This is a genomic window from Pseudomonas sp. FW305-96 (assembly GCF_058783825.1).
The window spans coordinates 14,180-36,388 of the sequence record NZ_JBYSYW010000003.1 but is presented as its reverse complement, the minus strand read 5'-3'; the positions used below and the strand labels follow the sequence as shown (position 1 = coordinate 36,388).

Below are 22,209 nucleotides of genomic sequence, written 5' to 3'. Positions count from 1 at the left end.
GTATTCAATCCATACAACTAAGGAAGGTCGTAGTGAAGCGAGTCAGACAGGATGACAGCGCACTTGGGCAGGGCTGGGCCCTGGCACCACTGGGGCGAGTATTGGTGGGCTGGGCGGCATTGATGGGCACGGCCCAGGCCGCGCCCTATGTGGAGAGTGGCCGGCTGGGCGACGCCAGCAGCTGGCGCAGCAGCGAATTCAAGGCCGAATGGGGGCTGGGGGCGATCCATGCCGACAGCGCCTATGCCGCCGGCTACAGCGGCAAGGGGGTGAAGCTGGGAATCTTCGACCAGCCGGTGTATGCCCCGCACCCCGAGTTCGCCGGCAAGGACAAGATCGTGACCCTGGTCACCAGCGGCATCCGCCAGTACACCGACCCCTACATCCCGGTAAAGGCCGGTGATGCCTTCCGCTACGACGGCAGCCCGTCGGTAGGTTCGGATGGCAAGCTCGGCTCCCATGGCACCCACGTCGGCGGGATCGCCGCCGGCAACCGTGATGGCGTGGAGATGCATGGCGTGGCCTTCAATGCGCAGATCATCAGCGCCGACAACGGCGACCCCGGCCCCGAGGATGGCATTGTCCTGGGCAACGATGGCGCGGTGTACAAGGCCGGCTGGGACAGCCTGGTGGCCAGCGGCGCGCGGATCATCAACAACAGCTGGGGCATCGGCATCACCGATCGCTTCGCCAAGGGCGGGCGTAATCCGGACTTCCCGCATTTCACGGTGGATGATGCCCGGGCGCAGTTCGCGCAGATCCAGCCGCTTCTGGGCACCTTGCCTGGCGGCGCCTATGACGGCGCCATCGCCGCCGCCCGTAGCGGGGTGCTGACCATCTTCGCCGCCGGCAACGACTACAACCTGAACAATCCCGATGCGATTGCCGGGTTGGGCTATTTCGTACCGGAGATCGCCCCCAACTGGATGACCGTGGCGGCGTTGCAGCAGAACCCCGACACCAGCAGCGCCAACCCGTACGTGATCAGCACGTTCTCTTCGCGCTGCGGCTATACCGCAAGCTTCTGCGTATCGGCCCCCGGCACCCGCATCTACAGCGCGGTGATTGGCGGTACCAGCCTGGAGGACCTGACTCAGGGTTACGCCAACAAGAACGGTACCTCCATGGCCGCGCCTCATGCCGCTGGCGCAGCGGCGGTGCTGATGGAGCGTTTCCCCTACATGAGCGGCGCGCAGATCGCCAGCGTGCTGCGCACCACCGCAACCGACATGGGCGCGCCCGGTATCGATGCCCTGTACGGCTGGGGCATGATCAACCTGGACAAGGGGATCCGCGGCCCCGGCATGCTGGTTACCGAGCAGGACATTCCCGAGGAGTTGCGTATCGCTGGCGGCTACGGCCCAACCCAGTTCGTCGCTGACCTGCCGGGTGTCGGCGCCCTGGTGGATGCCGGCAGGCCTACTGAAAGGCGCTGCACCGACCTGAGTTGCGTGCTGGACCTGTGGAGCAACGACATCTCCGGGCATGGCGGCCTGACCAAGCAGGGCATCGGCACCCTGGTGCTCAGCGGTAACAACACCTACGCCGGGCCGACGCTGGTCAACCAGGGACGGCTGGCGGTCAATGGTTCGCTGCAGTCGACCGTGACGGTCAACGACGGTGGCGTGCTGGGCGGCAATGGCAGGATCGGTGCGCTGGTGGTCAACCGCGGCGGCGTGGTGGCGCCCGGTAACTCCATCGGTACCTTGCGCGTGGCTTCCGACGTGACCTTCCAGCCGGGCTCGACCTATGCGGTGGAGGTGGACAGCACCGGCAGCGACCGCCTGGTCAGCGATGGCCAGATAGCTGTGGGTGGCGCGAACCTGGCCCTGGACCTGCAGAACCCAGGCGTTTCGCTGCAGTCCCAGCAGGCCAGCAGCCTGGTGGGGCGGCAGTTCGACATCCTCGATGCCGCAGGCGGCGTGCAAGGCAGTTTTGCCCAAGTGCAGTCCAACGCGTTGTTCCTCGGTGGTGGCTTGGCGTACACCGGCAGTGGGGTGCGGCTGGCGGTGCAGCGTAATGCCACCTCGTTCGCCAGTGTCGGCCTGACCGCCAACCAGCGTTCGGTGGCCGCGGCGGCCGATCGGCTCGGTGCGGGCAACCCGGTCTACGAGAGCCTGCTGTTGTCGGCCGATGCCGTCAGCGCCCAGCAGGCATTCGATCAGCTATCCGGCGAAATCCACCCGGCGGTGGGTAACTTGCTGCTCAACGACAGTCGCCAGTTGCGCGACGCCATGGGCGAGCGTACCCGGCTACAGGGTGTGGAAGGCCAGGACAACGGCCTGTGGGTCAAGGCCCTCGGCGCCTGGGGCAAGGCCGACGGTGATTCCGGACATGCGCGCTATAGCAGTTCGATTGGCGGCATGCTGCTGGGGATCGACGGGCAGATGAGTGAGGACACCCGTGTCGGCGTCTTCACCGGCTACAGCGACAGCTCGCTGAGCATGGGCGATGGCCGTCATTCCTCGGCCAGCGTCGACAGCTACCACTTGGGCGCCTATGCCGGCAAGGAACTGGAGCAGCTGCGCCTGAGCGTGGGCGCCAGCCACAGCTGGCACCGTATCGAGACCAAGCGCGAACTGCAGTACAACGAGGTCAGCGATCGCCAGAAGAGCAAGCGTGATGCCCAGAGCACCCAGGTGTTCGGCGAGGCGGCCTGGAAGGTCGAACTGCCGAGCGTGGCGCTGGAGCCGTTCGCCAATCTGGCCTACGTGCATATCGCCAGCGACAGCTTCAGGGAGCATGGCGGCGCTGCCGCGCTCAAGGGGGGGCAGGATAACCGCGATGCCTGGCTCTCGACCTTGGGCATGCGGGCCGGCAAGCAATTGCAGTTGTCCAGCGGCCAGGCGGTTGAGCTTGCCGCCACTCTGGGCTGGCAGCACAACCTGAGTTCTACCGGGGCCGACCAGCACCTGGCGTTCGCGGGCCAGGGCGATACTTACAAGGTTCAGGCTCTGTCACTGGATCGTGATGCGGCAGTGGTCGGTGCACGGGTAGGGATTGCCCTGAGTCGCCAGGCCCGGGTCAACCTGGACTACAACGGACTGCTGGGTAGTCGCGACAAGAGCCATGGGGTCGGCCTGACCCTGGATTGGGCGTTCTGACGCCCCGTTTACCCTGGGAGAGACTGCAGAGCGCAAAATGCTGAACCCTTGCGCGACAGGTTCAATGCTCTGAATTCAACGGTGCTCAGCCCCTGCGACGTTAATGTGCAGGGGCTTTTTATTGAGTAATATCCTTATGACCTGAAGCAAAAAGTGCCGTGTCATGGCCTTTACAATTGGACCACACAGTTCGATTAATTGGATAACCATGCTTCCAGGTTCTCTAAACAGTCTTTTTTGCTTTGATCTGTTATCGCCACTCGCGATAAAAGACAAGGCGTTCTGGACAAAACCCAGCAGATAACTGCCCCTCATTTGAATGGTTGTCCATCACCCTCATCAACTTGGTGTGATCAATACCACTTATAAAACGACCCACCATTCGATAAATTTACCGTTGTGGTTATCACCTGCTGCATGAAATAGTGCAGCCGCCGCCGTACCTGAACTATTGTTCAACTAACTGATCTGTTGAGTTTTTTGTTTACTTTCCACAGATGGCGATGTGATGGCCTTTTCCAGAAAGCACGCACTTATGCCCATTCAGTTGGCTACAGGCTGGTGTCGTTATTCGATAGCCGGCCAGCGTGGCGTAGCAAAACGGTAAACATCTATTTGTAGGGTCTACCTGGCTACCGCGTCGGGGGGGCAGCGCTGGACAATGTAAACAGTGCCTGCTTAGGATTTTGCAGCTGATCGATTCAGCCGTTGTTGCCTATTGTCGAGTGGCCGTACAAGAGACGTACGCCGTTGCCCTGCTCAAGGAGAGAGACTGATGGTTTCCCAGGAAACGTCTACCCTGGCTGCCGCCGCCCTGAAGAAACTGGCCATGAACAAAGCGTGCAGGGAGGCGTTCAGTGAGGACGCCTTGTTCTTCAAGTTGTTCGAGCCTGCCGCGCAACGCTATTTTCTTGCGGCGAACCGGGAAGCCCTGCTGCCCAAATTGCAACTGCTCAACGGCAAGGGCTATGCGCTGAGCGTCGAGTACGTGGGCGAGGAGAATGCCGACCCGGCGGTGGTACAGCGTTTCGTCGATGAATACCTTGCATCGATCCAGCCATTTGCCGAAGCGGGGCTCAAGCCCCAACTGAGCTTCGACCTCAGTGCCGTTGGCCTGGCGGTCTCCCAGGAGATGGCCTACAAGAATGCCTCCATCATCATTGCCGCTGCGGCGGAGCATGATCTGCCGGTCATGATCAGCATGGAACACGCCTCGGCGGTGGATAGCATCCTTGAGGTATACGGCGAATTGGCGCCTGCCCACGCAAACGTTGGCGTGACCCTCCAGGCCTATTTGCACCGCACCCTCGACGACCTGCCGAAGGTCCTTGGTTACGGACGCAAGATCAGGTTGGTCAAGGGTGTTTACAACGAACCATTGGAAGTGGCACTGCCACGTGGCGACGCGCTGGATGAACGCTACCTGCACCTGCTGCGCAGGGTGCTGGACGCGGGTGTGCCCGTCAGTTGCGCCACTCAGGACCCGGCGCTGATTCCGCGGATTCTGGCTGAGCTACGGCATGCCGCGAACCTGGAACTGGAGATGCTGCATGGTGTGCAACCGGCAGTGCTACGCCGGGCCAGGGAGACCGGAGTGCCTTGCCGTATCTATGCGGTGTACGGCGGTAGTTGGTACCTGCACTTCTTGCACCGCCTGGCGGAGTCGCCAATCGAGATCCTGGGGGCGCTGGCCGATTTTAGCGACCCTTCCCGCGTTGTATTTGGCGCCGATTACTAAACCACCCAGCGGTTATATATCCGTTGACCTGCCTACGTTTCAGCTAACGTTGGTTTCCCTTCGTTGCTTCGCGCTTGAGCGGCAATGTTTTGACAATAAACGTGAAAGTTTCACGCGGTGCTCCGTGTGAACTAAAAGGCATGCCTTTCACATGACAATATCAGGGAGTAGACATGTTCATTGACCTCAGAAGCGATACTGTAACAAAGCCCACAGAGGGTATGCGCAAGGCAATCTACGAGGCCGAGGTCGGTGATGATTGCTTTGGAGAAGACCCCAGTGTCAGCGCGCTGGAAAGGTATTGTGCGGACTACTTCCAGAAGGAAGCCGCGCTGTTTACCACCGGTGGCACGTTGAGCAATCAATTGGCGATCAAGGCCATGACGCGGCCGGGCGACGAGATCTTCCTGGATGCGTCCTATCACATTAACTTCTATGAATCCGCTTCGACTTCGGCCTTCTCCGGGGTGAACTTTTCCCTGACCCAGCATGACGATGGCTTGTTCGATGTAGCGGACCTGGAGCGACTCCATGCCTCCAAATGCCGTTGGAGCCAGAATTATGCGACGCCTCGTGTCGTTGTGGTGGAAAACACCCTGGGTTGCAAAGGCGGCGGCATCTTTCCGCTCGAGCAGATGAACCAGGTGTTTGCCTATGCCCAGCGTATCGGCGCGTACCGCTACCTGGATGGCGCGCGCATCCTGCATGCGTCAATTGCTACCGGTATCGATGTGACGTCGTACACCGACAATGCCGACCTGCTGTCCATGTGCCTTTCCAAAGGCCTCGGTGCTCCGGTCGGATCGATCATGATGGGTTCGCGTGAGCTTATCCAGCAGGCCAAGAAGTACCGCAAGTGGTTCGGCGGCGATCAGCACCAGAGTGGAATGATGGCTGCGGCAGGCCTTTATGCCATGCGCAACAACATCGAGCGCCTGGCCGAGGACCACGAGCACGCGGCGCTGTTGCATGCCCAGTTCGCCGAAGTTGAAGAAGCGCGCTCGGGTTACAAAGGGACCAACATGGTCACCCTCGACATTTCCCGCCTTGGGGTCACGCCGATGCGGTTTGCCGAGCTGCTCAAGGATCGTGGCGTGGGGGCACTCCCCTACAACGACAAGGAAATCCGCCTGGTTCCCCACATCAATATCGATCGGGCACAGATCATCAAGGCCGCAGAGCTGATCAAGACCCAGGTAGGTGAACTCGCCCATGCCAAGGAGGCCGTGAAATGATCTACAAGAAGAACGTGGTGCTGGTGGTGGATGCCTATTCCATCGGCAGCCTGATCGCCCCGGCATTCATTTCACGCGGCTACGAGTGCATTCATGTGCGTTCGACCGACAACGTCAACGCGTTCTACGAGTCATGGTTCCGGGCAACGGACTTCATCGCCGATCTGCATTACCAGACCGACGCCACGCTCGATGAAGCGCTGAGCCAGTACAAGGTGCAGTTCGTCCTCGCAGGGTGCGAGTTCGGCGTCGAGCTGGCGGCTCATCTGGCGGCGCATTTCAATGTCGCGCGGCACAACGATCCCGCGCACGCGATTCGCTGGAGAAACAAGTATGAAATGCACGAAGCCCTCAAGGGGGCGGGGGTGCGTTCCATCAAGCATTTCCGTTCGGCGGAGTTGGCCGAGATCCAGGCATGGATCGAACAGCAGGATCTCTTCCCGGTTGTATTGAAACCCATCAACAGTGCGGGTTCCGACAACATCCACATCTGTACCGATTCTGCCGAGGTGGCTCACGCCTTCGCGACCATCAAGTCCAGTCGCAACATTTTCCTGGCGCAAAACGAACAGGTTTTGGTGCAGCAGTATCTGGACAACTCCGATTTCTTCTCCGAACTGAAGTCGGACAAGGGTAGGGACGTCGATATCGAATACTGCGTCAACACGGTCAGCGTGGACGGCCAGCATTTCGTCAGTGAGATCATTCGCGTGTACCGCACCCGCATCGGTGCCGCGCCCGTGCATGACTACAACCAACTGATGTGCCCGGTCGACAATCAGGACGTGTACCGCCGGTTGTCCGAGTATGTCTTCTCGGTGCTGGATGCCTTGGGTATCCAGCAAGGGGTCGGGCACAGCGAACTGATGATCGTCAACGACGAGCCGGTTTTGCTCGAGACTGCCGCCCGGATGCCAGGGGGGATCGACCTGTCGGCCTATACCCGGGCCCTGGGGCACAACCAGCTCAATCTCTGGGTGGAGTCGCTGATCAATCCACAAGGCTTCCTGGAGTACCGGGCCCAACCCAGGAAGAAACTTTACTTCCACTCCAGCTGTGTCTTCCTCATTGCCCGTGCCAGCGGAACCATCAGGCAGCGCCCAGATATTTCGGTGTGGAAGCACATCCCTGGGTTGCACAGCATCAAGATCCAGCATGAGGGCGTGCTCAGCGAGACGAATTCGCTGGAGAACTCTCCAGGGCATGTATTCATCCTGGACAAGGACCGCTCTTCGATTCAGGACAGCATCCAGCTGTTGCGAGAGGCCGAACCGGCCATCTATCAGGGCATGCTGGCATGAAGCAGGGCGCTGCCGAGCTGACGCTGGCCGAGGGCAGGCTGTACACCCCGCCTGTGATGCTGCTGCTGTCGGCCACCTTCATCCTCACCCTGGCGCGGGCAATGACCCTGCCTTATCTGGTGGTCTATTGCGCGGAGCGCTTCGGCCTGGGGGTGGCTGATGTCGGGTTGGCGCTGGGAGGGGCGTTGATGGCGAGCTCCCTTCTCAGCCTGTACGGTGGTTTCCTGGTCGACCGGTTTTCCAGTTATCGGATTCTCCTGGTGGCCGGAAGTCTGTTCGCCCTGGCGTTTGGCGCTGCCTTTCATACCACCATGCTCGGCGTGTTCTTCCTGGCGATCGTGGTGGTGAACCTCGCCTATGCAGTCATCGATATCGCCGTCAAAGCCTGCATCGGCACACTGGTGGTCGCGCAGCGAAGAGGCGCGGTGTTCTCGGTCAAGTACACACTCACCAATATCGGCTTTGCCGCAGGGCCATTCCTTGGGGTCATGCTTGCCAAGGTAAGCCCTGGGGTACCTTTCGCGGCTGCCGGACTGGTGGGAGCGGTGTTCGTGCTGGCGTATGCCTTGCTGGGCGAAAAGTTATCCACACCCGTTGCCAATGCCCCGGCCGAGCAGGGGTTCTTCAAGGTGCTCGGGTATCTCTTCAAAGACTATCGCCTGGTGTGCTTCACCTTGGGTGGCCTGCTCAGCGTGATCGTGTTCGGCCAGTTCTCCGCCTACCTGTCCCAATACCTGCTGGTCACCAGCAGCCCGGAGCACACCTATCAGGTCATCAACTACCTGGTCACCACCAATGCCTGCGTGGTCATTGGCCTGCAGTACCTGGTGGGCTCGCGGATCAACCAGGGCAATCTTTTTCGCATGCTGTGCCTGGGAATGCTGTTTTTCCTGGTGGGATTGGTCGGCTTCAGCGTCGCCGAGCAAGTGCCGGTTTGGGTGATCGCGATGATCGTGTTCACGGTGGGCGAAATCATCATCATCCCCACCGAATACCTGTTCATCGACTACATCGCTCCTGCGCATCTGCGCGGCATCTACTACGGCGCGCAAAACCTGTCGAACCTGGGGGCTGCGCTGGGGCCGGTGCTCTGCGGGCTGGCGCTTTCGCTGTACCAGCCACAGGTCATGTTCTATGTGCTGTGCCTGTGTGTGGTACTGGCGACGGGTTTCTACTACATGGGTTGCAAGGCCAAGGAGGGTGCGCATGATTCACTTTAATACCGCCGGCGCGGGGCTATTGTCGGCGCACGCGTTGGAGGCAATGCAGGGGTTTCTGCAACGCGAACGGGATCAAGGTGGTTACGAGGCCGAGCTGGCCAGTGCGCAAGTGTTGGACAATGAGCTCTACCACAACATCGCCCGCCTCATCGGGGCGCAGCCCGGCGACATCGCGCTGTTCGACAGCGCGACGAAGGCCTGGGTGACGGCGCTCGACGCACTGGATTGGCACGTCGGTGACCGTGTCCTGGTAACGCCCTACGAGTATGCGGGCAATCTCATCGCTCTCGAGCACTTGCGCCAGCGCCATGGGGTGGCGGTCGATGTCATCCCCTTGCTGGAAAACGGCGACCTCGATCTGGCCTGGCTGGCCGAGCATCTGCGCGATGACGTCAAGCTCGTCTCGATCGTCCACGTGCCGTCTTGCTGCGGCATCGTCAATGATGTGGAGGCGGTCGGGAGGCTGCTGCGGGGCCACCCTTGCGTCTTTTTCGTCGACGCCTGCCAGTCGCTGGGGATGTTGCCGATCGATGTCCAGGCCATCGGCTGCGATGTGCTGACAGCTGCCGGGCGCAAGTTTCTCTGTGGCCCCAGAGGCACCGGATTCGCTTACTTGTCCGAGGCGTTTCGGGCCGTTGCAAAGCCGAGGTTCACCGATCTGCATCGGGCGACCTTCAGCGTTGCCAATGGTGTAAGCCTGGATCAGCGCGATGCGCGCTGCTTCGAGTATGCGGAACGCAACAGCGCCGCGTTTATCGGGTTGAACATCGCTGTGCTGGAGCGGCTGGCGGGGGGCTATGTCGATGATTGCGCGGCTTACCGGTTCCTGGTGCAGGCGCTCGAGGGCAATGCGCAGCTGCGCCTGATCGCTCCTGGGGCGCGTCAGCGAGGGATCGTGTCGTTTTTCCATGCAGGGGTTCCTGCACCTGAGGTGGTCAGCAGGCTTCGCTTCAATGGCATCAACTGTTGGGCAGGTTATGCCGTTCACACGCCGTACTTCATGAGTGACCGTGGGGGCCCGCGTTTCGTGCGTGTTTCGCTGGGGTCCGCCAGCACCGTTTCACAGGCCGAACAGTTCGTGCACTTGCTGCGAAACATTCACCAGTAACGACTGTGGCGTGAGTGACACCGCCCTCGATGGCTGTCACCTGCAACTGGGCCCTATCTGCGCCTCGGCATCGGCTGGCGCCAGGAGCAAGGGCCTTCCATCGCCTCGACTTAACGAACAGGGACTTTCGATGAACGATGTGAACCGATTCAAACCGTCCGCTGAAATCAAGGAGCGCTTGCGTCCTTTATACGAGAAGGACAACTGGCACTGGGCGCTTGGCCTTTCTCTGGATGTGGCCGTCATCGCGCTCGCGGTGTACCTGAGCCTGCAAAGCCCGTATTTCTATCCGCTGACCGTACTGATGATCGGCTCACGTCAGCGCGCGCTCGCTTCGTTGTTGCACGAAGCGGCGCACATGACCTTGATGAGCCACAAAGTGCTCTGCCGGCTGATCGGCGAATACTTGCTTGCCTACCCGATCTTCCAGAACTACGAAGCGTATCGCCGCTCCCACGTGCAACTGCATCATCATCACCTGGGGGACCAGCACGCCGATCCCGACCACAGGTACTACATCGACTCCGGTCTGTATGCCGCGAGTGATCGGCTCGACTTTCTCCTGCGTCACCTGCTCAAGAGCATCACGCTGACCAACACCTCGCATTATTTCGTCTACCTGGTGAAAAACCGCGCTGGTGATGTCGTGGCCAAGCCCATGCAGGGCCTCAAACTGCTGGCCGTGCACCTGGTGATCCTGGCCCTGTTCTGGTACTCGGTGGGGCCCTGGGGTTACCTGCTGTTCTGGCTTGTGCCGTACTTCACCGCGTTTCAGGTGATCGGCTGGCTTTCCGAGATATCCGAGCACTTCGGTATGTTCGGGGTATACAAGGATGAAGTGAAGTTGACCCGCAATCGCTTCCCCAGCCTCATCGAGCGCGTGTTCATTGGCATGCATGGCGACAACTATCACCTTACGCACCACCTTTTTGCCGGCGTGCCCTTCTGGAACCTCAAGAAGGCGCACCTGGTACTGATGGACGATCCCAGCTACGCAGAGGCGAACCGTGGTTGTGGCGGAATCTTCACCGCCAAAGGCGAAGCCAGATCCAGCCTTGCCCAGATCTTCGATGCCTATAGAAGCGGTAAGATCAGCGCGGTAATGACCGCCGAGTGACCCGGCAGGGCCGATACGTTCCAATCTGGAACGTATCGGCCACTTGCTTGATTCGCCTTTCATCGAGTGTGTGCCTGGCTGTGTGGTTGTCATGGCATAGGTCATCTTTTCCGGACGGAATCTGCCTTACCTTCACGATCCTGCCTAAACAAGGACGACGAGGTAAACGCTGATGCTGGAAAGGAAACTCGATATTCAGCCACTGTCGGGCGCCGACCTGACGATTCATCTAAACGGTACCCCGGTGGTTGCCGCACCCGGTGAAACCGTACTGAGCGTCTTGAATGCCGTCGGGCTGCGCCAGGTTGCGCGCAACGATCATGGCCAGCTCAGCGGTGCCTATTGCGGCATGGGGGTCTGCCACTGCTGTCTGGTGCAGATCGACGGCCGACCCAAGCGTCGGGCTTGTCAGACTGTGGTCAAGCCGGGGATGAGCATCGAGACTGAAGTCAACCGAGTGCAAGAGGAGGTTCGCCCATGAGCCTTCGTCCTGTGATCGTCGGTGGCGGCTCGGCCGGCATGGGGGCGGCCATCGAGCTGGCCGAACATGGCGTGGATTGCCTGCTGTTCGATGAGGCCTCGCGCCCCGGTGGCGTGGTCTATCGTGGCCCGTTGCGCGCTGGCGTCGACCTGGGCTACCTGGGCCCGCGCTACACCAAGGCCCTGACCCGCCTGCACGAAGATTTTGCCGCCTGCGCCGAGCGCATCGACCTGCGCCTGAACCATCGCGTGGTGGGCGGGGACGACCAGCGGCTGATGGTGCTCGATAGCGATGAGCGCCTGCACGAGATCGACTATTCCCACCTGCTGCTGGCCGCCGGTTGCCATGAGCGCAACGTGCCGTTCCCCGGCTGGACCTTGCCGGGCGTGATCCTGCTCGGTGGCTTGCAATTGCAGATCAAGAGCGGTGTGGTCAAGCCGCTGGGCAGCACCCTGATTGCCGGTACCGGGCCCTTGCTGCCGCTGGTCGCGTGCCAGCTGCACGCTGCCGGTGCCAAGGTGGCGGGCGTGTACGAGGCCTGCTCGTTCAACCGCATCGCCAAGGAAAGCCTGGCGCTGATGAACAAGCCGCAGCTGTTCCTCGACGGCTTGAGCATGCTCGCCTACATGAAGCTCAACGGCATCCCCATGCATTACGGCTGGGGCGTGGTGGGCGCCACGGGGGAAGGCGAACTGCAGGAAGTCGAGGTCGCACCTTATACCCAGGACTGGCAGCCGGACATGACCCGTGTCCAGCGCGAGTCGGTACGGACCTTGGCTGTGGGCTATGGCTTCATCCCACGTACCCAGCTCAGCCAGCAACTGGGCCTGGCCCATGGCTTCAGCGAGGACGGCTACCTGCGCGCCGAATGCAACGTGTGGCAGCAAAGCAGCCAGCCGAACATTCACCTGGCGGGCGACATGGCCGGGATCCGCGGCGGCGAGGCGGCCATGTTGACCGGGCGCATCGCCGCGGTTTCGATGCTCCAGCAGATGGGCAAGCTCGACGCCGAGCAGGCGATCGAGTGCCGTGAGCGCTACCTGGGCAAGCTGGCGGCGATCAAGCGCTTCCGTTCCGGGGTGGAGCGCTACACCGCCCGCGGCGCAGCGCAAGTCGAACTACCCCAGGCCGATACGGTGATCTGCCGTTGCGAACACGTGACTCGCGAGCAGATCGATCTGGCCCTGGAGCAGGGCGTTCAAGACATGGCCAGCCTGAAGATGCGCACACGAGTGAGCATGGGCGACTGCCAGGGGCGAATGTGCGTCGGTTACTGCAGCGACCGTCTGCGCAGCGCCACCGGACGCAAGGACGTGGGTTGGCTGCGCCCGCGCTTCCCGGTGGACCCGATCCCGTTTTCCGCATTCGAACAACTCGGCACGGAGGCCTGAACATGAACAAGCACTACGACATCATCATCGCCGGTGGTGGAGTGATCGGCGCGTCCTGCGCCTACCAGCTGTCCAAGCGCAGCAACCTGAAGATCGCCCTTATCGACTGCAAGCGCCCGGGCAATGCCACCCGCGCCTCGGCCGGCGGCCTGTGGGCCATCGGTGAATCGGTGGGGCTGGGCTGCGGGGTGATCTTTTTTCGCATGATGTCCTCGCGCAGCAAGCGCGAGGCCAACGGCGCGGCGGTGGTGGTCGATTCGAGCACACCGCATATCCTGCCGGAATGCTTCTTCGACTTCGCCTTGCAGTCCAACGCGATTTATCCACAGCTGCACCAGGAACTGATCGAACGCCACGGCATGGACTTCAAGTTCGAGCGCACAGGGCTCAAGTACATCATCCAGGATGAAGAAGACCAGTTGTACGCCGAGCACATCGTCAAGCAGATCCCGCACCTGGCCGATCAGGTGCGCTGGCTCGACCGCGACGCGCTGCGCGCTTCGGAGCCGGCGGTAACGCTCAAGGCCAATGGCGCGCTGGAGTTTCTCTGCGATCACCAGGTCAGCCCGTTCCGCCTGGGTGATGCGTTCATGGAGGCGGCGCGGCAGAACGGCGTCGACCTGTACCCGAACGTGAACATCACCGGCGTGCTGCATGAAGGCACCCGGATCAAGGGCGTGCGCACCGCCGAGGCTGGTGAGTTCCATTGCGGCACATTGATCAATGCCGCTGGCGCCTGGGCGGCGGAATTGAGCGAGTGGGCCACCGGGGAGAGCATTCCGGTCAAGCCGGTGAAAGGCCAGATCGTGCTGACCGAGCGTCTGCCCAAGCTGCTCGATGGCTGCATCACCACCAGCGATTGCTACATGGCACAGAAGGACAACGGCGAGATCCTGATCGGCAGTACCACCGAGGAGAAGGGCTTTGATGTCACCAATACCTTCCCGGAGATCAACGGGTTGGTGCAGGGGGCGATCCGCTGTGTGCCACAGCTGGCGCAGGTGAACCTCAAGCGCACCTGGGCTGGCTTGCGGCCTGGGTCACCGGACGAGCTGCCGATTCTCGGGCCTGTGGATAATGTCCAAGGGTATTTCAACGCCTGTGGACATTTCCGTACCGGGATTCTGACCTCGGCGATTACTGGCGTGCTGCTGGACAAGGTTGTCCACAATGAGGCGCTGCCGCTGGATATCACGCCATTCCTGGCGTCGCGCTTCCACAGCGCTGGGGATAAACAGCGGGCCCATGGCTAAGTGGGCTTTGCCCCGCGATCGCGTTGGCAGGCATGACGCAATCGCGGGGCAAGCCCGCTCCCACGGGCGGTGCTGAAAGGTCCGGTCAGATCTGCATCGCCATCCCTTCCACATTCATCGCCGCCTGGCGCAGGGCCTCGGAGCGGGTCGGGTGCGGGTGGCAGGTGAGGGCGATGTCCTCGGCCGAGGCCGAGAACTCCATAGCCACGCAGAACTCGCCGATCATCTCGCTCACGCTTGGGCCGACCAGGTGTACGCCCAGCACCTCATCGGTCTCGGCATCGGCGATGACTTTGGCGAAGCCCTCGGTCTCATGGTTGATCTTGGCGCGGCTGTTGGCGGTGAAGGGGAACTTGCCGACCTTGTAGGCCCGCCCTTCGGCTTTGAGCTGCTCTTCGGTCTTGCCGACGCTGGCCAGCTCCGGGCGGGTGTAGATGACGCCCGGGATGAGGTTGTAGTTGACCTCATGGGCCTTGCCAGCGATGCGCTCGATGCACGACACCGCTTCGTCCTCGGCCTTGTGTGCCAGCATCGGTCCGGAGGTGACGTCGCCGATCACCCAGATGCCAGGCACCGCGCTGCGGTGATGGTCGTTGGCGAGCATGCCGCGCTTGTCGGTTTGCAGCCCTGCGCTTTCCAGGTTCAGGCCCTGGGTATAAGGACGGCGGCCGATGGCTACCAGCACGTAGTCGGCCTGCAGGGTTTCGGCGGTACCACCGGCGGCGGGTTCCAGGGTCAGTGTGACGCCGTCGGCCGCGGCCGTGGCCTGGGTCACCTTGCTGCCCAGCTTGAAGGCCATGCCTTGCTTGGCCAGGGCTTTCTGCAGGGTCTTGGCGGTTTCTTCGTCGGTGCCAGGGCAGATGCGGTCCAGGTACTCGATCACCGTCACTTCGGCACCCAGGCGACGCCATACCGAACCCAGCTCCAGGCCGATCACCCCGGCGCCGATGACGATCAGGTGCTTGGGCACCTGGGGCAGCGACAGGGCACCGGTGGAGTCGATGATGCGCTGGTTGTCGATGGTCACGCCAGGCAGCGGCGTGGGTTCCGAGCCGGTGGCGATGACGATGTCCTTGGCCTGCAGGGTGGTTTCGCGGCCGTCCTCGGCCTTGACGATCACCTTGCCAACCCCGTCCAGGCGGCCCCAGCCCTTGACCCAGTCGACCTTGTTCTTGCGGAACAGGTATTCGATGCCCTTGGTCAGGCCCGTCACGCTTTCATCTTTCTGCTTCATCATCTGGCCCAGGTTGAGGGTCGGCTTGACTTCGATCCCCAGATGGGCGAACTCATCGCCACTGGCTGCCTCATACAACTCGGAAGCGTGCAGCAATGCCTTGGAAGGCATGCAACCGACATTCAGGCAGGTGCCGCCCAAGGTCGAGCGACCCTCGACACAGGCCACGCTCAGGCCCAGCTGGCCCGCGCGGATCGCTGCGTTGTAGCCGCCGGGGCCGCCGCCGATGATCACCACGTCATAGGATTTCATGGGTTTCGTTACTCCGAGAGTGTGAGGAAGCGAAGAGGGCACAAGGTTAATCTGAGCGGGAAGGATTGTATACAATCTGCTGAATAGGCTGCGCCAGATAGTTCTAGACTATGGTCGTGATTACCGGAAACTTCGTACGAATGAACTACCCTGATGCGGTGACGTCCGACACATTAAGGCGTGGCGTCCCGTATCAACGAAAGGGAGGGTCATGAATGCTTGCGCAACTTCCACCTGCGTTGCAGAGCTTGCACTTACCTTTGCGCGTCAAGCTGTGGGACGGCAACCAGTTCGATCTGGGGCCGAGCCCGCAAGTCACCATCGTGGTCAAGGAACCCCAGCTCATTACCCAGCTCACCCATCCCAACCTCAATGAGCTGGGATCGGCCTTCGTCGAGGGCAAGCTGGAGCTGGAAGGCGATATAGGCGAAGTCATCCGGGTTTGCGACGAACTCAGCGATGCCTTGCTTCAGGATGAAGATGAGGCCGTGCCGGCACGCACTGCTCATGACAAGGCCACCGATGCCGAAGCGATTTCCTATCACTACGACCTGTCCAACGAGTTCTACCAATTGTGGCTCGATCCGGACATGGTCTATTCCTGTGCCTATTTCAAGGAGCCGGACAACGCCCTGGCCCCTGCTCAGCAGGACAAGTTCGACCACTTGTGCCGCAAGCTGCGCCTGCAGGCTGGCGATTACCTGCTGGATGTCGGTTGTGGCTGGGGCGGGTTGGCGCGATTCGCCGCTCGCGAGTATGGCGCCAAGGTGTTCGGCATCACCCTGAGCAAGGAGCAGCTGAAGCTGGGCCGCCAGCGGGTGAAGGAGGAGGGCCTGGCTGACAAGGTCGACCTGCAGATCCTCGACTACCGCGACCTGCCCCAGGATGGCCGCTTCGACAAGGTGGTCAGCGTCGGCATGTTCGAGCATGTCGGCCACGCCAATCTCGAGCTGTACTGCAAACGGCTGTTCGGTGCGGTGCGCGAAGGTGGCCTGGTGATGAACCATGGCATCACTGCCAAGCATGTCGATGGCCGCCCCGTCGGCCGCGGCGCGGGCGACTTTATCGACCGTTATGTGTTCCCCCATGGCGAGCTGCCGCATATCTCGATGATCACTGCACGGATTTGCGAAGCGGGTCTGGAGGTGGTCGACATCGAGAGCCTGCGCCTGCACTACGCCAAAACCCTGAACCACTGGAGCGAGAACCTCGAGAACCAGTTGCATCGTGCTGCCGCGCTGGTGCCGGAGAAGACCTTGCGTATCTGGCGCCTGTACCTGGCCGGTTGTGCCTATGCCTTCACCAAGGGCTGGATCAACCTCCATCAGATTCTCGCAGTGAAGCCTTACGCCGACGGTCACCACGACCTGCCATGGACCCGTGAGGACCTGTATCGCTGACCTGTACAGCGGCGTGCTTGTCCGGCACGCCGCTGCGCGCTACAGGATTGGTGAAATCAGGCGTGCGATGCGCATCCCCAACTGCTGCAGACGATGGGTGTCGCGGCTGTCTTCAGCGGTGATCTCCCTGGCCTGCTCGAAATCATTCACCAGCATGTGCTCGACCTGATCGGCAAAGGCGCGATCCACTGTGAGCAAGGTGATCTCGAAATTCAGCCGGAACGACCGGTTGTCGAGGTTGGCGCTGCCGATGGCACTGACCTCATCGTCCACCAGCACCACCTTCTGGTGCAGGAAGCCCGGTTGATAGCGGAACATGCGCACCCCGGCGCGAACCGCTTCGAAGGCGAACAGGCTGGAGGCGGCGTAGACGATGCGGTGGTCGGGGCGTGAGGGAATCAGGATGCGCACATCGACGCCCCTCAGTACCGCCAGGCGCAGGGCGGCGAAGATGGCTTCGTCGGGAATGAAGTAGGGGCTGGTGATCCATACCCGGCTGCTTGCCGAGTGAATCGCCTCTAGGAAGAACAGCGCGCAGGTTTCCTGGGGGTCGGCCGGGCCGCTGGCCAGTGCCTGGCACAGCACGCCATCCTCGGGGTAGGCATCAGGCAGGATCAGCGGCGGGAGCTGGCGCGTGGCCCAGTACCAGTCCTCGGCGAAGGACTCCTGCAGGCAGGCCAGCACCGGGCCGCTTATCTGCACGTGGGTATCGCGCCACGGCGAGAGCTTGGGGTGTGCCCCGAGGTATTCGTCGCCCACGTTGTGGCCGCCGAGAAAACCTTGCAGGCCATCGACCACCACGATCTTGCGATGGTTGCGAAAGTTGACCTGGAAACGGTTGAACCAGCCGCGCCGTGTGGCGAACGCTTCGATCTGCACGCCACCGTCACGCAGCACCTGGCTGTAGCTGCCCGGCAGCGCGTGACTGCCGACGCGGTCGTAGAGCACGAACACCCGTACACCTTCGGCGGCCTTGCGCAGCAATAGCTGCTGCAGCTCCTTGCCCAGGGCATCGTCGTGGATGATGAAGAACTGCACCAGCACGGTGTCCCGCGCCATGCGGATGGCGGAAAAGATCGCCTCGAACGTGGCCGAGCCATCGATCAGCAGTTTCACTTCGTTGTTGGCCAGGCATGGCATGCGCCCGAGCCTGGGCATGGCGCGCAGGGCGGCATAGCCGCCCGACTCCCGGGCGGTCAGTGCTTCCTCCACCCATGGGCGCCAGTTCAGGTTGGCCATGGCCACATGCATTTCCTGGTTGGCCTGACGCCGCGCCTGGATATACGCATAGAAGGAGCGTGCGCCGAATACCAGGTAGGGGACGAGGGTGAGGTAGGGGATGAACAGCAGCGACATGGCCCAGGCAATCGCACCTTGGGCGGTGCGTACGGTGAACACCGCATGGAGCGCGGCGGTCAGGCCGAGCAGGTGAATCAGACCGAGCACGTAACCGAAAAAGTAGGGGCTGTGGTAATCCATACGCATCCTGCTTGCCGAGAGCACTGCTGCTAACAGACCACGTTCGAGGGGGCCACTGCAACCCGCAGGCGAATTCGGCGTCTAAAGGCTCAGTCCGGCCAGAGCCGGTATTTCGAGGAGCTTTCATCCATGAAGATTCGTCTGCCACTGCTCGCCCTGGTACTGGGGTTGGGCAGCCCGCTGGTTCACGCGCAGATGTTGCAACCCGGCTTGTGGGAGTTGACCACCAGCAACATGCAGGTCGATGGCAAGCCGTTGCCAGACATGGAGTTCATGCTCGGCCAGTTGAAGAACCTGCCGCCCGAGCAACGGGCGATGATGGAAGGTGCCCTGGCCAAGCAGGGCATCACCGTGGGCGGCAAGGGTGTGCGTTCGTGCCTGACACCCGAGCAGGTCAAGACCAACGACATTCCGCTGCAGGACCCGCAATCGGGCTGTACGCAGAAGATCACCGAGCGCAATGGCAATGTCTGGAAGTTCCAGTTCAGCTGCCCGAAAGCCCAAGGCAACGGCCAAGCCACCTTCCTCAGCGACCGTGAGTTTGTTACCAAGGTCAACGGCACATTCAATGCGTCCGGCGTTCAGCAACAGGGCAGCATGGATACCCGGGCGGTCTGGCTGGGTAACGACTGTGGAACAGTGAAGCCACGCAGTTGAAGTAGCGCTCACCACCGATGTTGAGTAACCGCGACCGCGTCGTGGGCATGCAGGCTCTCTGCGTGTTCCACGCGCACGCTGAACCCCGCCACCTCCTCTATCTGCGTCAATGCCAGGTGCAGGCGCCGGGCAGCATCTTCGCAGAACATCAGGTTCTGACCATTGGCCAGGGCAAATGCCTGTTCGTCTGCGCGCTTCACGGCGGTCTGCACTGCAGTGCCCAGCGCAGCTTCCGCCGCGTCGATCAGCCCTGTCAGGTTCAGCGCTTCCCCTGCAAGGCGTACCTGAAGCCTGGCCAGGCTCCGTTGGCTATGGGGCGTCGCGACGATCCCGTCACTGCTGCCCAGCCATTGGCGAATGCCGCGCCTATCCAATGGCCGATGGGCAAAGTCCCTGTCGAACTGCTCCTGGATCAGCTGCCTTGCAAGTGCTGCCGAGCATGGGCAGGTCGACGAGTAGGGCACATCTACTGATAGTTCCACGTGGAACATTTCATATTCCAGCTTGGCATCCACGGTCACCGGGTAGCGCTTCCAGCCAGCCAACGGGCTGATCAGTGCCGACCGTTTGAGCAGATGATCAAAGGTCAGGCGCAGATAAGCATTGTTGGACAGGCCGGTGTGGCTAAGCAGAAATGCCCGCAGTATCTGGCGTAGAAGCGGGGGTGACAGGGGTTGATGCTCCAGCGCCTCCAATGCCAGGTACAGCCGGGACATGTGGATGCCGCGTGAGGCACCATCGTCGAGGCTCACTCCGGCATCGGCGAATGCGGTGACGGTGCGCCCGTCGAGTTGCAGCGCAACGGCGATACCACTCATGCCCACCCAGTCCAGCGGCAGTGCCTGTTGGTTGCTCTGGGCGGCGACATCGGGAAGGGAGAGGCTGGTCATGGAAGAAATCCTGAACGGTTAAGTCACTGGCAACCGCCGATGAGGCTGCAATGCAGGTTGAAGCGTTGGCCGCTGGAGCTGGAAACACGATTCAGCGTGGTCCAGCCAATACGCCGGCTGTAGCCGACCCAAGCCTCGCCGTCGCTGGCCAGGCCGGTGAAAAACGTTAATGCGCCGTGGCGGCTGTTGGTTTGTGCCCACAGCCGCTTGCTCGCAACTTCATACCCGCGCAAGTAAAAGGTGCTGCCCTCGGTTCGCACGCTGTAGTAATTGCCCTTGCTGTCTTGGCAGGCCAGCAGGGTTGCGCTGCGGGTGCACCGTGCAAGGTCGGTAGTGGGCATGGCAAAGAGCTGCTCTGGATGGACGAGCAGCAGCAGGGCGATGACGCCAGGTAGTTTCATGACGCTCTCCAGACAACCGTTCGGCGATACGGCTTGGCGAAATTGTATTGTTATAATATAACATTATGCAATGCATCGTTTCGAATGCGCCTGCCCGATGAGGTTCGTCATGCCCAACCGTCTTCCTGTCACCGTGCTGTCCGGCTTCCTGGGTGCCGGCAAGAGCACGTTGCTCAACCATGTCCTGCGTAACCGCGACAACTTGCGCGTGGCCGTGATCGTCAACGACATGAGTGAAATCAACATCGATGCCAGTGAGGTGCAACGCAATGTCAGCCTCAACCGCGCTGAGGAAAAGCTGGTTGAGATGAGCAACGGCTGCATCTGCTGCACACTGCGTGAAGACCTGCTGGAGGAGGTGGCCCGGTTGGCGGGCGAGGGTCGCTTCGATTACCTGCTGATCGAGTCCACGGGTATATCAGAGCCGCTGCCGGTCGCCGAGACGTTCACCTTTCGTGATGAGCAGGGCCGCAGTCTCTCCGACATGGCACGCCTCGACACCATGGTCACCGTTGTCGATGGGCTGAACTTCCTTCGCGATTATCAGGCAGCCGAAAGCCTGGCCAGCCGGGGCGAGACCTTGGGCGAAGGTGACGAACGTTCGATCAGTGACTTGCTGATCGAGCAGGTCGAATTCGCCGACGTATTGTTGCTGAGCAAGATCGACCTGATCAGCCAGCATGAGCGCGAAGAATTGACCGCCATCCTGCGCAGCCTCAATGCGCGGGCGCAGATCGTGCCGATGGTGATGGGCCAGGTGCCTTTGGCGCGCATCCTCGATACCGGCCTGTTCGATTTCGACCAGGCCGCGCAGGCGCCGGGCTGGCTGCAGGAGCTGCGTGGCGAACATGTGCCGGAAACCGAGGAGTATGGCATTGCCGCGACCACCTGGCAGGCGCGCCGGCCATTCCACCCGCAGCGCTTCTTCGACTTTATCCACAAGCCCTGGAGCAACGGCCGCTTGCTGCGCTCCAAAGGGTTCTTCTGGCTGGCCAGCAAGTTCCAGGAGGCCGGTAGCTGGTCGCAGGCCGGGGGCATGATGCGCCATGGCCTGGCTGGTCGTTGGTGGCGTTTCGTGCCGCGCGAGCAGTGGCCGCAGGATGAAGAGAACACTGCGGCGATCCTCAAGCAGTGGTCCGCGCAAGCGGGTGACTGCCGGCAGGAACTGGTCTTCATCGGGCAGAACATCGACTTTGTTCGGTTATCCACAGAGCTGGAAGCCTGCCTGCTCGATGACCAGGAAATGGAGTTGGGGCCGATGGGCTGGCTGCGCCTGCCGGACCCGTTTGGTGCGTGGCATGAGGACGCTGCGGCATGACTGTGGATATCCGCCAGGTCTTTGGTGAGTCACCCCAGGTGATGACGGAGATTCTCCAGGATGGGGTCAACCTCGCGGTCTGGCAGCGCCGCCTGCCGGCCCAGGTCGAGGACTTCGCCAACCTGGTGCTGAGCCTGGGCCAGCCATTGGCCGATGAGCGCGTGATCGAGGTGGATGAACGCCAGCCGCCAGCGTTGCCCGGGCTGCTCAGAGAAACCGCCGATCTGCATGGCTACGATGGTTTCGTCGCCGATGTGGCCTGGCTGGTGGCGGCCTATACCTGCCTGCTGGGCGCTCGGCGCCTGGGGGTGCGGCTGCGGGTGCTTGAGGGGGCGATGTGCCCGCGCATGCATGTGGACCATGTGCCATTGCGCCTGCTCAGTACCTACGCCGGCGCAGGTAGCGAATGGCTGCCAGAGGGAGCCATCGACCGTACCCGGTTGCAGCTGGCGCCGCCGCCTGTGGATAACGTCCGGCGATTAGCGGCGGGAGAGGTAGCCCTGCTCAAGGGCGAGAAGTGGCTGGGCAACGAGGGTGCGGGCTTGGTCCACCGGTCCCCGCAGACCCCCGCCGGGGAACGTCGCTTGCTGTTGAGCCTGGACTGGTTGGAATGAATTGCCGGACGCCCCG

General features: G+C 61.6%; 18 protein-coding genes. 14 read left to right on the top strand and 4 right to left on the bottom strand.

Annotated features, from left to right (window positions below; genetic code table 11):
* Positions 1–122: 122 nt before the first annotated feature.
* The 10 genes from AC3WL2_RS02935 (at position 123) to hcnC (ending at position 13,948) form a co-directional block, all read left to right on the top strand.
* Positions 123–3,104, top strand: coding sequence for an autotransporter domain-containing protein (locus AC3WL2_RS02935; protein WP_256582484.1), 2,982 nt, complete (start codon positions 123–125; stop codon positions 3,102–3,104).
* Positions 3,105–3,879: 775 nt separating this feature from the next.
* Positions 3,880–4,842, top strand: a complete 963-nt coding sequence (locus AC3WL2_RS02930) for a proline dehydrogenase family protein (RefSeq protein WP_102683394.1) — start codon at positions 3,880–3,882, stop codon at positions 4,840–4,842.
* A gap of 173 nt (positions 4,843–5,015) precedes the next feature.
* Positions 5,016–6,077 carry a threonine aldolase family protein gene (locus tag AC3WL2_RS02925; RefSeq protein ID WP_102683395.1) on the top strand — a complete coding sequence of 354 codons (1,062 nt, stop codon included), beginning with the start codon at positions 5,016–5,018 and terminating at the stop codon, positions 6,075–6,077.
* Entirely contained in the window at positions 6,074–7,378 is a 1,305-nt protein-coding gene (locus AC3WL2_RS02920; protein ID WP_102683396.1) for an ATP-grasp domain-containing protein, read from the top strand. Before AC3WL2_RS02925 ends, AC3WL2_RS02920 begins: the two co-directional genes overlap by 4 nt.
* Entirely contained in the window at positions 7,375–8,598 is a 1,224-nt protein-coding gene (locus AC3WL2_RS02915; protein WP_102683397.1) for an MFS transporter, read from the top strand. Before AC3WL2_RS02920 ends, AC3WL2_RS02915 begins: the two co-directional genes overlap by 4 nt.
* Positions 8,585–9,706: an aminotransferase class V-fold PLP-dependent enzyme gene (locus tag AC3WL2_RS02910; protein WP_158247479.1), complete on the top strand. Its 1,122-nt coding sequence runs from the start codon at positions 8,585–8,587 to the stop codon at positions 9,704–9,706. The genes AC3WL2_RS02915 and AC3WL2_RS02910 overlap by 14 nt, the downstream gene beginning before the upstream one ends.
* A gap of 130 nt (positions 9,707–9,836) precedes the next feature.
* The gene (gene gntB, locus AC3WL2_RS02905) at positions 9,837–10,823 is read left to right on the top strand and encodes a guanitoxin biosynthesis L-arginine gamma (S) hydroxylase (protein WP_102683398.1); all 987 of its coding nucleotides are present in this window, start codon (positions 9,837–9,839) and stop codon (positions 10,821–10,823) included.
* 172 nt (positions 10,824–10,995) lie between these two features.
* Entirely contained in the window at positions 10,996–11,304 is a 309-nt protein-coding gene (gene hcnA, locus AC3WL2_RS02900) for a cyanide-forming glycine dehydrogenase subunit HcnA (RefSeq protein ID WP_102683399.1), read from the top strand.
* On the top strand, positions 11,301–12,695 hold the full coding sequence (gene hcnB, locus AC3WL2_RS02895; protein WP_102683400.1) for a cyanide-forming glycine dehydrogenase subunit HcnB: 1,395 nt from the start codon (positions 11,301–11,303) through the stop codon (positions 12,693–12,695). The genes hcnA and hcnB overlap by 4 nt, the downstream gene beginning before the upstream one ends.
* Before the next feature lie 2 nt (positions 12,696–12,697).
* Complete coding sequence (hcnC, locus tag AC3WL2_RS02890; RefSeq protein WP_102683401.1) at positions 12,698–13,948, top strand: cyanide-forming glycine dehydrogenase subunit HcnC; 1,251 nt, start codon at positions 12,698–12,700, stop codon at positions 13,946–13,948.
* 85 nt (positions 13,949–14,033) lie between these two features.
* Here hcnC and lpdA read toward each other — a convergent pair whose 3' ends face one another.
* A complete protein-coding gene (lpdA, locus tag AC3WL2_RS02885; RefSeq protein ID WP_102683402.1) occupies positions 14,034–15,434 on the bottom strand; it encodes a dihydrolipoyl dehydrogenase in 1,401 nt (466 codons plus the stop codon).
* 215 nt (positions 15,435–15,649) lie between these two features.
* On the opposite strand from lpdA, the gene cfaB reads away from it, so the two are divergent.
* A complete protein-coding gene (gene cfaB / locus AC3WL2_RS02880) occupies positions 15,650–16,834 on the top strand; it encodes a C17 cyclopropane fatty acid synthase CfaB (RefSeq protein ID WP_102683403.1) in 1,185 nt (394 codons plus the stop codon).
* A gap of 39 nt (positions 16,835–16,873) precedes the next feature.
* On the opposite strand, the gene cls is transcribed toward cfaB, so the two are convergent.
* Positions 16,874–18,313, bottom strand: coding sequence for a cardiolipin synthase (cls, locus tag AC3WL2_RS02875; protein WP_102683404.1), 1,440 nt, complete (start codon positions 18,311–18,313; stop codon positions 16,874–16,876).
* Positions 18,314–18,442: 129 nt separating this feature from the next.
* Here cls and AC3WL2_RS02870 point away from each other — a divergent pair, with 129 nt between their 5' ends.
* Positions 18,443–18,970, top strand: coding sequence for a DUF3617 domain-containing protein (locus tag AC3WL2_RS02870; RefSeq protein WP_102683405.1), 528 nt, complete (start codon positions 18,443–18,445; stop codon positions 18,968–18,970).
* An 8-nt stretch (positions 18,971–18,978) separates the two neighbouring features.
* Here the strand turns inward: AC3WL2_RS02870 and folE2 are convergent, their stop codons facing one another.
* Both folE2 and AC3WL2_RS02860 read right to left on the bottom strand, forming a co-directional pair.
* Positions 18,979–19,860: a GTP cyclohydrolase FolE2 gene (folE2, locus tag AC3WL2_RS02865; protein ID WP_102683406.1), complete on the bottom strand. Its 882-nt coding sequence runs from the start codon at positions 19,858–19,860 to the stop codon at positions 18,979–18,981.
* Positions 19,861–19,883: 23 nt separating this feature from the next.
* Positions 19,884–20,261, bottom strand: a complete 378-nt coding sequence (locus AC3WL2_RS02860) for a hypothetical protein (RefSeq protein ID WP_023629677.1) — start codon at positions 20,259–20,261, stop codon at positions 19,884–19,886.
* Between the two features lie 109 nt (positions 20,262–20,370).
* Between AC3WL2_RS02860 and zigA the strand changes: the two genes are divergently transcribed.
* Together zigA and AC3WL2_RS02850 are read left to right on the top strand one after the other, a co-directional pair.
* Positions 20,371–21,579 carry a zinc metallochaperone GTPase ZigA gene (gene zigA, locus AC3WL2_RS02855; RefSeq protein WP_102683407.1) on the top strand — a complete coding sequence of 403 codons (1,209 nt, stop codon included), beginning with the start codon at positions 20,371–20,373 and terminating at the stop codon, positions 21,577–21,579.
* A complete protein-coding gene (locus AC3WL2_RS02850; protein ID WP_102683408.1) occupies positions 21,576–22,193 on the top strand; it encodes a DUF1826 domain-containing protein in 618 nt (205 codons plus the stop codon). Before zigA ends, AC3WL2_RS02850 begins: the two co-directional genes overlap by 4 nt.
* Positions 22,194–22,209: the final 16 nt, after the last annotated feature.

Bases quoted from the DNA above. Each gene is read 5' to 3' on its own strand.
- gntB (WP_102683398.1), top strand. From the start codon at position 9,837: ATGAACGATGTGAACCGATTCAAACCGTCCGCTGAAATCAAGGAGCGC.
- AC3WL2_RS02915 (WP_102683397.1), top strand. From the start codon at position 7,375: ATGAAGCAGGGCGCTGCCGAGCTGACGCTGGCCGAGGGCAGGCTGTAC.
- AC3WL2_RS02935 (WP_256582484.1), top strand. From the start codon at position 123: ATGGGCACGGCCCAGGCCGCGCCCTATGTGGAGAGTGGCCGGCTGGGC.
- AC3WL2_RS02910 (WP_158247479.1), top strand. From the start codon at position 8,585: ATGATTCACTTTAATACCGCCGGCGCGGGGCTATTGTCGGCGCACGCG.
- hcnA (WP_102683399.1), top strand. From the start codon at position 10,996: ATGCTGGAAAGGAAACTCGATATTCAGCCACTGTCGGGCGCCGACCTG.
- AC3WL2_RS02870 (WP_102683405.1), top strand. From the start codon at position 18,443: ATGAAGATTCGTCTGCCACTGCTCGCCCTGGTACTGGGGTTGGGCAGC.
- AC3WL2_RS02860 (WP_023629677.1), bottom strand. From the start codon at position 20,261: ATGAAACTACCTGGCGTCATCGCCCTGCTGCTGCTCGTCCATCCAGAG.
- AC3WL2_RS02920 (WP_102683396.1), top strand. From the start codon at position 6,074: ATGATCTACAAGAAGAACGTGGTGCTGGTGGTGGATGCCTATTCCATC.
- AC3WL2_RS02930 (WP_102683394.1), top strand. From the start codon at position 3,880: ATGGTTTCCCAGGAAACGTCTACCCTGGCTGCCGCCGCCCTGAAGAAA.
- lpdA (WP_102683402.1), bottom strand. From the start codon at position 15,434: ATGAAATCCTATGACGTGGTGATCATCGGCGGCGGCCCCGGCGGCTAC.
- hcnB (WP_102683400.1), top strand. From the start codon at position 11,301: ATGAGCCTTCGTCCTGTGATCGTCGGTGGCGGCTCGGCCGGCATGGGG.
- cls (WP_102683404.1), bottom strand. From the start codon at position 18,313: ATGGATTACCACAGCCCCTACTTTTTCGGTTACGTGCTCGGTCTGATT.
- AC3WL2_RS02850 (WP_102683408.1), top strand. From the start codon at position 21,576: ATGACTGTGGATATCCGCCAGGTCTTTGGTGAGTCACCCCAGGTGATG.
- folE2 (WP_102683406.1), bottom strand. From the start codon at position 19,860: ATGACCAGCCTCTCCCTTCCCGATGTCGCCGCCCAGAGCAACCAACAG.
- hcnC (WP_102683401.1), top strand. From the start codon at position 12,698: ATGAACAAGCACTACGACATCATCATCGCCGGTGGTGGAGTGATCGGC.
- cfaB (WP_102683403.1), top strand. From the start codon at position 15,650: ATGCTTGCGCAACTTCCACCTGCGTTGCAGAGCTTGCACTTACCTTTG.
- zigA (WP_102683407.1), top strand. From the start codon at position 20,371: ATGCCCAACCGTCTTCCTGTCACCGTGCTGTCCGGCTTCCTGGGTGCC.
- AC3WL2_RS02925 (WP_102683395.1), top strand. From the start codon at position 5,016: ATGTTCATTGACCTCAGAAGCGATACTGTAACAAAGCCCACAGAGGGT.